Raw genomic sequence first — 10339 nt, 5'->3', positions numbered from 1 at the left:
ATAAGATTACCGGACGGAAAAAAGAAAACCCCCGATTCGCTGCTACTTCTTGGCGGGAGCACAGCTAATCAGGGGTCATCAATCACAAAGGAACTATAGGGGTCGTAGATGGAGAGGGCGAAGCTCTTCGTGCCGGCCGGCGGCTCGCCCCAGATCAGTGCGGGGGAGCGGTCGTCCCCACCGCGGGACTCCGACCACGCCCAGACCGGCAGCGGCCCGTTCGCGTCGAAATCGGGGCTGGAGAGCTCCAGCGGGGGCACCGGCTTCAGCCGGGCCAGGGCGGCGTAGGTGTCGACATCGAGCATGCGGGACCTCCAGTCTCGGCCGTTCGCGTCGCGTCGTTCGCGGCGCCGTGGCGACCACGGCCCATCCTCGCACCGTCAGGCCGGACGCGACCAGCGCGGATCCGATCCGTCCGGCGCCCGGATCCGGACCGTCCGGCGCCCGGATCCGGACCGTCCGGCGCCCGGATCCGGATCCGATGACCGCTCCCGTCGCAGAAGATGCCGCTCTTCGGAGCTCAGAACGGCATCTTCTGCGACGTGAGCGAGAGGAGGGCGCTTCGCTCACGCCCGCGCGCTCCTAGACTTGAGCCGTGACGCTCAGCACCCCCGAACTCGAAGCCGACCGCCAGGCCCTCATCGCCCTGATCAAGGACGAGGCGGTGTTCCACGGAGACTTCACTCTGGCCAGCGGCAAGCAGGCCACCTACTACGTCGACATGCGCCGGCTCACGCTCGACCACCGGGCCGCGCCCGCGATCGGCCGCATCGTGCTCGACCTCATGCAGGGCCTCGACGGCATCGCCGCGGTCGGCGGTCTCACCCTGGGGGCCGACCCGATCGCGAACGCCGTCATGCACGAGTCGGTGCGCGCCGGATCCCCGGTCGACGCCTTCGTGGTGCGCAAGGAGCCCAAGGATCACGGCCGAGGGCGTCAGATCGAGGGCGCCGACGTCACGGGCAAGCGCGTGGTCGTCGTCGAGGACACGTCGACCACGGGCGGATCCCCGCTCAAGGCCGTCGAGGTGCTGCGCGCGGCGGGCGCCGAGCCGGTCGCCGTGATCTCGATCGTCGACCGCAAGACCGGGGCGCAGGCCGCGATCGAGGCTGCGGGTCTGCAGTGGATCGCCGCGATCGACCTCGAAGACCTCGGGCTCGACCCGCAGTGACCGGCGCGCCGACCTACCTCGCGACCGGTGAGATGACCGCCTCCGAGGACCGCCGCGTCGCGCTTGCCGTGGACGTGGGCGGGACCAAGCTCGAGGCCGCGCTGGTGCGCGCCGACGGCACCGTCGTCGTCGGCACCCGCAGCCGCCGCCCGACCGGCCCCGACGCGACCTTCGACTCGCTGCGCACGGCGATCGGCGAGGTCGTCGCCCATGCGCTCGCCGGACGGGGACCCGAGGACGAACTGGTCGGCGCCGGCATCGGCAGCGCCGGTCCGGTGGACCGCGAGCAGGGCACGATCGTGCCGGTGAACATGCCCGGCGCGCACGGCTTCGGATTGCGCGACGCCGTGCGGTCCGCCGCCGAGGCGGCGCACGGGACTCCGGTCGACACGGTGCTCGCGCACGACGGCGGCTGCCTCGCTCTCGCCGAGGCGCGGTACGGCGCCACGCGCGGCGCCGCGGCGTCGCTCTCGATCGTGGTGTCGACCGGTGTCGGCGGCGGGTTCGTCGTGGACGGACGCTACCTGCCGGGATCCTCCGGCAACGCCGGCCATCTCGGCCAGGTGCACGCGACGCCGGAGCTCACGGTCGAGCAGGTCGCCTCCGGTCCCGCGAGCGTGGCCTGGGCCCGCACGCAGGGATGGACCGGGCAGCAGGGCGAGGACCTGGCCAGGGACGCGAAGGCGGGCGACGCGATCGCGCGCGCCGCGATCGAGCGCTCGGCCCGCACGGTGGGACAGGCGCTCGCCGATGCCTCGACGCTCGTGGACCTGGAGGTCGTCGCGATCGGCGGCGGCTTCTCCCGCGTCGCCGAGGACTACATCGACCTCGTGCAGGCGGCCCTCGGCGAGAGCGCGCAGCACGACTACTCCCGCCGCACGCGCGTCGTGCGCTCCGGGCTGGGCGACGAGGGGCCGCTCATCGGCGCCGCGGCGCTCGTGCTGCGGTAGCCCATGCGCGTCCTCGGTCTGCAGTCCGGCACGTCCCATGACGGGATCGACGCCGCCGTCGTGGAGTTCCGCGTCGACGGCGAGGGGCCGCAGGGCGCCGTGCTGCGGGGGACCGTCCTGCACACGGCCGAGACCCCGTACGCGCCCGAGCTGCGCGCCCGTCTCGTCGCCGCGCTGCCTCCCGCCGCCACGACGCTCGCCGAGGTGTGCGAGCTCGACACCCTGATCGGCCAGGCGTTCGCGGAGGCCGCGGCCGCGGCGGCGGACGCGGTGGGCGGCGTGGACGCCGTGTGCTCGCACGGGCAGACCGTCTTCCACTGGATCGCGGAGGGGCGCGCGCACGGCACTCTGCAGATCGGCCAGCCCGCGTGGATCGCGGAGCGCACGGGCGCTCCGGTCGTCTCCGACGTGCGGATCAGGGACATCGCGGCGGGAGGGCAGGGCGCGCCGCTGGTGTCGCTCCTCGACGACCTGCTGCTGCGGAACGCGCTGCCGGAGGGCGGCGTCGCGGCCGCGCTCAACCTGGGCGGCATCGCCAACGTGACGCTGGTCGGATCCGGCCCGGTGCTCGGCTACGACATCGGCCCGGCGAACGCGCTCATCGACGCGGTGATCCAGGACCGCGGCCTCGACGAGCGCGGCTACGACGCCGACGGCCGGATCGCCGCGGCCGGCCGGGTGGACGAGCAGCTCCTCTCCGCGCTGCTGGACGACCCGTACTACGCGCTGCCCGCGCCGAAGAGCACGGGCAAGGAGCACTTCCACCTCGCGTACGTGCGGGACCACCTCGCCGCGCAGGTGCGTGGCATCGCCGACGCCGACCTCGTGCGCACCCTCACCGAGCTCACGGTGCGGACGGTCGCGCGCGACATCGCCGCACGGGGCGCGGCCTTCCTCGCCGTCTCCGGCGGCGGGGCGCACAACCCGGTCGTCATGGAGGGGCTGCGCGCCGCGCTCGACGGCGTCGAGGTCGTGTCGGCCGACGCGCTGGGCGCCCCGGCCGACGCCAAGGAGGCGATCCTGTTCGCGCTCATCGGCTGGTGCACGCTGCACGGCGTCCCGGCCGTGCTGCCCGGCGCGACCGGCGCGGATGCGCCGCGGATCCTCGGCACGATCACGCCAGGATCCGGTCCGCTCCGGCTGCCGGAGCCGGTCGCCGGGATCGCGTCGCTCACTCTGGACTGAGCGTCGGCGGCCGGTCCGGCCGAGCCCGGTCGGCGTCGGCGTCGGCGGGCGCCGTCGGCGGGTGTCCCGGCGGGGTCGGCGGATCCCCGGCCGAGGGGCGGCGGTTCCGGCCGAGGGTCAGCGGTCGCGCTCGTCCTCGTCCTCGTCCCAGGGGCCTTCCCACCACGGGCCGCGGCCGTCGTCGCGGCGGCGTCGGCTGAGCACGATCTGGACGATCCACGCGGCCAGGGTGCCGAGCGCGATGACGGCGGCGACCCAGATGATCGGATTCGAGGTCATGGTCGCTTCCCCTCCGCCGCATCGGCGACGATCTTCGCGATCCGCGCGGCCCTGGTCTCGGCCCGCTTCGCCATCGCGATGTGCGTGAGGCCGACCTTCTTCGCCGACGGCGGGAAGGCGTCCCACCCCGCTCGGCCGGCGGGGGACGCGTCGAGGGCGGCGGTGAGGTCGTCGGGCTCGATCCCGGCCTCGGGGCCGTCGAGCACGGTCCAGGCGCCGTTGGCCTTGGCGACCTCGATCGCGCGGATGCCGGCGGCCTCGAGCAGCCCCGCCTCCTCGAGCAGTGCGATCCTGGCCTTGTTCGTCGCCGCCCAGCCGCTGGACGCCCGACGGGGCGCGAACCACAGGCCGCCGATGCGCTCGTCGAAGCTGCGGACCGGCCCGTCGATCCAGCCGAAGCACAGCGCCTGCAGGATCGCGTCCTCGTAGCCGATGTGCACGTCGTCGTTGCCGGGGCGCGGTCGCACCAGCCAGGCTCCGGACGCGGTCGCGTGGTTCTCGGCCAGCCAGGCGCGCCAGGCCGACGCGTCGGCGGCCGTGACCCGCACGCCCTCGTCGAGTGCGCCCATCGGGATCCTCAGTCCTCGGTCCCCGAGCCCGTCGCCTCGGCCGACGAGCCCGTCGTCTCGGTCGCCGAGCCCGCCGAAGGGGCGACGCTCTCGGGAGTCGACCGCACGAGGTCGATCACGCCGCCGACGACCTCGTCGGGGCGGAACGGGTACTTCTCGATCTCGGCGCGGTCGCTGATGCCGGTGAGCACGAGCACGGTGTGCAGGCCCGCCTCGATGCCGGCGACGATGTCGGTGTCCATGCGGTCGCCGATCATGCCGGTCTTCTTGGAGTGCGCGCCGATCTTGTTGAGCGCGGAGCGGAACATCATCGGATTCGGCTTGCCGACCACGTACGGGTCCTTGCCCGTCGCCTTCGTGATGAGGGCGGCGATCGCACCCGTCGCGGGCATCGGGCCGTCGGCGCTGGGACCGGTCGCGTCGGGGTTCGTGACGATGAAGCGGGCGCCGCCCTCGATGAGGCGGATCGCCTTGGTGATCGCCTCGAACGAGTAGTTGCGGGTCTCGCCGACCACGACGAAGTCGGGATCCGTCTCCGTCATGATGAAGCCCGCCTCGTGCAGGGCGGTGAGGATTCCGGCCTCGCCGATCACGAACGCGGATCCGCCCGGCAGCTGCTGCTGGAGGAAGTCGGCCGTGGCGAGCGCCGAGGTCCAGATCCGCTCCTCCGGCACGTGCAGGCCGCTCGATCGGAGACGAGCGGAGAGGTCGCGCGCGGTGAAGATCGAGTTGTTCGTGAGGACGAGGTAGGGGATCCCGTCCCGCTCCCATCCGGCCAGCAGGTCGGCGGCGCCGGGCAGGGCGTCGTTCTCGTGCACCAGCACGCCGTCCATGTCGGTGAGCCAGCATTCGATGTCCGCGCGTTCGACCATGCGCCCAGCCTAGAGGCGCGACGTTACCGGCGGATGACGAAGGTCCTCAGGCGGACAGCCAGACCACCTCGGAGGCGGCATCGGGGAGCACGACGTCGGTGCGGTCGATCCGCAGACCGCCCGGGATCACGACGACCTCGCCGCCGATCGCGAGCCCCGCGGACTCCAGGGTGCGCAGCAGCTCCGGGTCCCGGTCGTCGACGCGCAGGACGCGACCCGTGTGCCCGGCCGCGGCGTCGGCGAGCACCACGAAGGGCTCGCGGTCGATGCGGCCGGCGGCGTCGGGGATCGCGTCGCCGTGCGGGTCGAAGCGGGGCCGGCCCAGCCGGGCGTCGATGCCCTCGAGCAGCCGGTCGCTGATGGTGTGCTCGAGCACCTCCGCCTCGTCGTGCACCTCGTCCCACGCGTAGTGGAACTCGCGCACGAGCCAGGTCTCGATGAGGCGGTGCCGGCGGATGATCGCGAGCGCGCGCTGCTCGCCGTCGTCGGTGAGCCGCACCGCGCCGTAGGGCACGTGCGAGACGAGACCCGACGCCGCGAGCTTCTTCACCATCTCGGTGACGCTGGACGGGGCGATGCCGAGCTTCGCGGCGAGCTGCGACGGCGTGATCGGCGTCGGCTGCCATTCGGTGTGCGCGAACACCGTCTTCAGGTAGTCGTCGGCCGCGGGGGATGCCACGACTCCACCCTAACCGCCGTAGTTGTGCTTCCCACCTCTGCGTCGTCCCCGTGAGCGCACCCCAGGGGGTCCGCTCACGGGGACGACGCAGAGGTGGGGGAGGCGGGGTCAGTGGGCGACGGCGGAGAGGACCGCGAACGCGGCCTGGCCGGCGAAGAACATGATCGCGAATCCGGCGAGAGCGCCGACCAGGGACAGACGGCCGTCGAAGCCCTCGACCCCGCGCATGCCGATCGCGCGGGCGCGGAACGACAGGATCAGGGTCAGCGCCCCGAGCGCGAGCTGCACCCACGGTCCGCCCGCCGGAAGCAGTCTCGGCAGGGCCAGGAGCAGGATCCCGAGGGCGGCGGTGACGAGCGACGCCCACGTGCAGATCCGCACGGCCCTGCGCGCGGAGGCCTGCGCTTCGGCCTTCTCGGCGGCGCGCTGCGCGGCGGACGGGCGGCGGGATCTGGCCATCCCCCGAGCCTACCCGCGGACGCTGTGCCTCCCGTCCGCCCACCCTTGACCGCGAGACTCCAACTGGGCGACGAGACTGCGGTCCTGGCGTGCTGTCTCGTCGCCCAGTTGGAGTCTCGCGGTCAGGAACCGGTCAGGAGGAGCCAGAGCAGGACGGCGTTGAGCGCGATCAGCAGGGCGGCCGCGACGACGCCGGCGATCGTGGTCCACAGGCGGTTCGCGTAGCGGCCGAGCGTGCGCTGCCGGGCGGTGAGCGCGAGGAGGGGGATGAGCGCGAACGGGATCCCGAACGACAGCGCCACCTGGCTGAGCACGAGGGCGAAGGTGGGATCCACGCCGAGTCCGAGGATGAGCAGCGCCGGAACCAGGGTGACCAGGCGCCGCACCGGCATCGCGATGCGCACGCGCAGCAGGCCGTGCATGATCTCGGCGCCCGCGTAGGCGCCGACCGCCGTCGACGCGAGGCCCGAGGCCAGCAGTCCGACGGCGAACAGCGTTCCGATGAGCGGGCCGAGCTGCGCGCTGATCGCGGCGTGCGCACCCTCGAGGGAGTCGGTGCCGCTGACGCCGGGGAGCGTGGCCGCGGCGAGCAGCAGCATCCCCAGGTTCACGGCGCCCGCGATGACCATCGCGAGAGTGACATCCCACCGGGTTGCCGTGAGCAGCCGTGCGATCGGGGTGCGCCCTGCAGGCTCGGGGTCTCCGCCGGGATGCACCGGGGCGGATCCGAACCGGTCCCTGGCGAGGGCGGAGTGCGCGTAGATCGCGTGCGGCATGATCGTCGCGCCCAGGATCGAGGCCGCGAGCAGCACGGATCCGGAGTCCGTGAAGCGCGGCGCCAGTCCGCCGAGGGCGGCGGCAGGATCCGGCGGGGCGACGAGCAGTCCGGCGAGGAACCCGACGGTGACGACCGCGAGCAGGCCGATCACGACGAACTCGAACGGCCGCGCGCCACGACGCCCCTGCACCGCGAGCAGGATCATCGAGACCGCCCCCGTGATGAGGCCGCCGAGCAGCAGCGGGATCCCGAACAGCAGCTGCAGCGCGACCGCGCCGCCGATCACTTCGGCGATGTCGGTCGCCATCGCGACCAGCTCGGCCTGCAGCCAGTACGCGCGGCGCGCGAACCGGTGCTTCAGGCGGTCGCCGAGCAGCTCGGGCAGGCTGCGCCCCGTGACGACGCCGAGCTTCGCGGAGAGGTACTGCACGAGCCACGCGATCACGTTGGCCACGACGACCACCCACACCAGCAGGTAGCCGTAGCCCGCGCCCGCGGACATGTTGCTGGCGACGTTGCCCGGATCCACGTACGCGACCCCGGCCACCAGTGCAGGACCGAGCAGCGCAGCGCCGCGGGCGGAGGCCGGGGCGTCGGAGCGCGGGGGTGCGATGGTCACCGTGGTTTTAGGCACACCGAAAACCTACTCTATTTTTAGGCATACCGAAATATCCGGATCGAGGGCGCGGAGAGGGCGGGACCCTGCCTGCCAAGCCCGCCGCGCGGAACGTCGGAGCGCGCTCCCGCGGCTACGCTGGCGGGATGCAGGATCCGGCGCCAGAGAGCGAGTCAGCGACGACGGCGGGAGAGCCGGGGGAGCCCGTCGAGCATGGCGTCGGCCCGTGGCCGGGCGGCCCGGATGCGTGGCCCTCGGGGGAGCACTTCGATCCCGACCTGCTGGCCCACGGCGACCGGCGCAACGTGGTCGACGCGTACCGCTACTGGCGCATGGAGGCGATCGTCGCCGACCTCGATTCCCGTCGGCACGCGTTCCACGTGGCGATCGAGAACTGGCAGCACGACATGAACATCGGCTCGATCGTGCGCAGCGCCAATGCGTTCCTCGCCGACACCGTGCACATCATCGGGCGGCGGCGCTGGAACCGCCGCGGCGCCATGGTCACCGACCGCTACCAGCACGTCGTGCACCACGAGACGGTGGAGGCGTTCACGGCGTGGGCGGAGGCCGAGGGGATCCCGATCATCGCCGTGGACAACCTCGACGGGGCCGTCCCGGTGGACCGGGCCGACCTTCCGGAGCGCTGCGTGCTGCTCTTCGGCGCCGAGGGCCCTGGGTTGTCGGACGAGGCGCTCGCGGCGGCGGCGGGGCATGTCGAGATCACGCAGTACGGATCCACCCGCTCGATCAACGCCGGCGCCGCGGCGGCCGTGATCATGTACGAGTGGTGCCGGAGGCACGCCGGCTGACTCTGCGACGCCGGTCCCGCGACCCCGCCCCTCGGACCCCGAGCCGCAACCCCGGACCCGGATCCGGCTCACTCGCACGGGTGAGGACGCGCGCGCGGCCGCATGCCAGCATGGGGACGTGCGGACGGAGAAGGCGCGGATCGGGGTGCGCGGTGGCGGCGCGGCGCTGATCGTGACGCTGACCGCCCTCGTCGTGCTGCTGCCGATCAGCCTCGCCTCCCTCGCGTGGTCGACCCCGCACCCCGCTCTGCCGGTGGTCATCGGGCTCGCACTGGGGTTCGCGGCGCTGCACGGCGCCTCGCTGCTGTCGGTGCGCCGCCCGGTCGCGGGCTTCCTCGTCGCGAGCGCGCTGATGCTGCTCCTGGTGCTGATCCCCGCGGCGCGCGCCGCCTCCGCGGTCATGCACCCGTCCGCGGTCGTGTATCTCCTGTGCCTCGCCCAGGTCGCGGCGCGCGAGCGGGTGCGGGTCTCCGTCGTCGCGCTGGGCGTCGGGCTCGCCGGCGCGGGGATGATCGCGCTCGCCGAGCCGGCGTTCGGGTCGGCGCCGGGCATCGACCTCGCGCTGCTGCGGCTCGGCGCCTTCCTCGGACTCGCGGCCAGCGCGACCGCCGCATGGGCGTGCGGTCTGCTGGTGCGCTCGGCGACGGGCCGCGCCGAGGAGCGCACCGCGGTGCGCGTGCGGCAGGCGATCGCCGACGAGCGGATGCGCATCAGCGGCGAGCTGCACGACGTCGTCGCGCACGCGATGACGGTCATGATCGCGCAGTCCGAGGTGGCCAGGGCGCTCGTGCGTGAGCGGCCCGAGGTCAGCGAGCGGGCGCTCGGCGTCGTCGTGGACACGGGCCGCGACGCGCTGCGCGGCATGCGCGCCATCGTCGCGGCCGAGGGCGAGGCCCCGAAGGAACCGCTGCCGACGGCGGACTCCCTGGCCGAGCTGGTCGCCTCGGTGCGCAGTCCCGCGTGCGCCACCCGGCTCGTCGAGACCGGAGCCCGTCGCGCACTGGCGCCGGCGTCGGCGCTCGCGCTGCAGCGCGCGGCGCGCGAGGGGCTCACGAACGCGATGCGGCATGCGCTGCCGCCCGTGCGGATCGAGGTGCGCCTGTCGTGGTCCGAGGAGCGGGTCGCTCTCGAGATCGAGGACGACGGCGGATCCGGCCGCAGCGGATCCGATCTGGGCACCGGGACCGGGCTCGTGAGCCTCGGCGAGCGGATCCGGCTCGCCGGCGGGTCGCTCGCATCGGGGGCGGTCGCCGCGGCGAACCCGGGCCCTTTCGCGGGATCGGGATCGCACGGCTGGCTGCTGCGGGCCGAGCTGCCGGTGCTTCCGGTGTCGCCGGAGGAAGCGGGCGCCGTGACGGGCGAGGCTGCTCCCGGCGCGCGCTCGGCGGAGCCGGGGGAGGGCGCATGACGATACGGGTGCTGCTCGTGGACGATCAGGAGCTGTTCCGCGAGGCGGTCGCGATCATGCTCGGCCGGGATCCGCGCATCGCCGAGGTCTCGACCGCCGCCGATGCGCACGCCGGCATCGCGCACGTGCGCGGTCACGCCGTCGACGTCGTGCTGATGGACATCCGCATGCCAGGGATGGACGGCATCGCCGCCACCAGGGAGATCCTGCACCTCAAGCCGGGGATCCGCATACTCATGCTCACGACCTTCGACCTGGACCAATACGTCGTCGAGGCGATCCGCGAGGGGGCGAGCGGGTTCCTCACGAAGGACGCCACCCCGCAGGCGCTCGCCGACGCGGTCGTCGCCGCGGCGGCCGGGGACGCCGCCATGTCGCCGCGCGCGACGGCGGCGCTGCTCGGCTTCGTGCGGGAGGGAGGACCCGCGGCCGATCCCGAAGCGGCGCTCGCGCCGCTCAGTGGCCGGGAGCGCGAGGTCGCGCAGGCGCTCGCGACCGGTGCGTCGAACGACGACATCGCGCGGGCCCTGTTCCTCAGCGAGAACACGGTGAAGACGCACG

13 protein-coding genes are annotated in these 10339 nt (G+C 73.5%); 6 read left to right on the top strand and 7 right to left on the bottom strand.

From position 1 onward, the window contains the following. Positions 1–68 precede the first annotated feature (68 nt). Positions 69–305 (bottom strand): hypothetical protein, encoded by a 237-nt coding sequence (locus B7X32_RS13795; RefSeq protein ID WP_292720648.1) that lies wholly within the window; start codon positions 303–305, stop codon positions 69–71. Positions 306–595: 290 nt separating this feature from the next. On the opposite strand from B7X32_RS13795, the gene pyrE reads away from it, so the two are divergent. From pyrE to B7X32_RS13780, 3 genes are read left to right on the top strand one after another with little or no spacing between them, the layout of a single operon-like run. Continuing rightward, complete coding sequence (pyrE, locus tag B7X32_RS13790; RefSeq protein WP_292720645.1) at positions 596–1171, top strand: orotate phosphoribosyltransferase; 576 nt, start codon at positions 596–598, stop codon at positions 1169–1171. A gap of 32 nt (positions 1172–1203) precedes the next feature. Next, complete coding sequence (locus B7X32_RS13785) at positions 1204–2121, top strand: ROK family protein (protein WP_292720642.1); 918 nt, start codon at positions 1204–1206, stop codon at positions 2119–2121. Between the two features lie 3 nt (positions 2122–2124). After that, the gene (locus B7X32_RS13780) at positions 2125–3306 is read left to right on the top strand and encodes an anhydro-N-acetylmuramic acid kinase (protein ID WP_292720640.1); all 1182 of its coding nucleotides are present in this window, start codon (positions 2125–2127) and stop codon (positions 3304–3306) included. A 117-nt stretch (positions 3307–3423) separates the two neighbouring features. Here B7X32_RS13780 and B7X32_RS13775 read toward each other — a convergent pair whose 3' ends face one another. The 6 genes from B7X32_RS13775 to B7X32_RS13750 form a co-directional block, all read right to left on the bottom strand. After that, complete coding sequence (locus B7X32_RS13775) at positions 3424–3585, bottom strand: hypothetical protein (protein WP_292720637.1); 162 nt, start codon at positions 3583–3585, stop codon at positions 3424–3426. Further along, positions 3582–4154: a YdeI/OmpD-associated family protein gene (locus B7X32_RS13770; protein ID WP_292720635.1), complete on the bottom strand. Its 573-nt coding sequence runs from the start codon at positions 4152–4154 to the stop codon at positions 3582–3584. The genes B7X32_RS13775 and B7X32_RS13770 overlap by 4 nt, the downstream gene beginning before the upstream one ends. Positions 4155–4162: 8 nt before the next feature. Further along, positions 4163–5026, bottom strand: a complete 864-nt coding sequence (locus tag B7X32_RS13765) for an HAD-IIA family hydrolase (protein ID WP_292720632.1) — start codon at positions 5024–5026, stop codon at positions 4163–4165. A gap of 46 nt (positions 5027–5072) precedes the next feature. Continuing rightward, positions 5073–5705 (bottom strand): metal-dependent transcriptional regulator, encoded by a 633-nt coding sequence (locus tag B7X32_RS13760; RefSeq protein WP_292720630.1) that lies wholly within the window; start codon positions 5703–5705, stop codon positions 5073–5075. A gap of 108 nt (positions 5706–5813) precedes the next feature. Beyond that, on the bottom strand, positions 5814–6164 hold the full coding sequence (locus B7X32_RS13755) for a hypothetical protein (protein ID WP_292720628.1): 351 nt from the start codon (positions 6162–6164) through the stop codon (positions 5814–5816). Between the two features lie 122 nt (positions 6165–6286). Next, positions 6287–7561 (bottom strand): Nramp family divalent metal transporter, encoded by a 1275-nt coding sequence (locus B7X32_RS13750; protein WP_292720626.1) that lies wholly within the window; start codon positions 7559–7561, stop codon positions 6287–6289. Between the two features lie 143 nt (positions 7562–7704). Between B7X32_RS13750 and B7X32_RS13745 the strand changes: the two genes are divergently transcribed. The 3 genes from B7X32_RS13745 to B7X32_RS13735 form a co-directional block, all read left to right on the top strand. Then, the gene (locus tag B7X32_RS13745; protein ID WP_292720624.1) at positions 7705–8370 is read left to right on the top strand and encodes a TrmH family RNA methyltransferase; all 666 of its coding nucleotides are present in this window, start codon (positions 7705–7707) and stop codon (positions 8368–8370) included. A gap of 118 nt (positions 8371–8488) precedes the next feature. Next, the gene (locus B7X32_RS13740; RefSeq protein WP_292720622.1) at positions 8489–9778 is read left to right on the top strand and encodes a histidine kinase; all 1290 of its coding nucleotides are present in this window, start codon (positions 8489–8491) and stop codon (positions 9776–9778) included. Beyond that, positions 9775–10339, top strand: a 565-nt coding sequence (locus B7X32_RS13735; RefSeq protein ID WP_292720619.1) for a response regulator transcription factor, incomplete at its 3' end; no start/stop codon positions are given. The genes B7X32_RS13740 and B7X32_RS13735, both read left to right, overlap by 4 nt.

This window comes from Microbacterium sp. 13-71-7 (assembly GCF_002257455.1).
GTDB lineage: Bacteria > Actinomycetota > Actinomycetes > Actinomycetales > Microbacteriaceae > Microbacterium.
The sequence above is the reverse complement of the archived record's forward strand: the minus strand, read 5'-3'. Positions and strand labels throughout refer to the sequence as shown.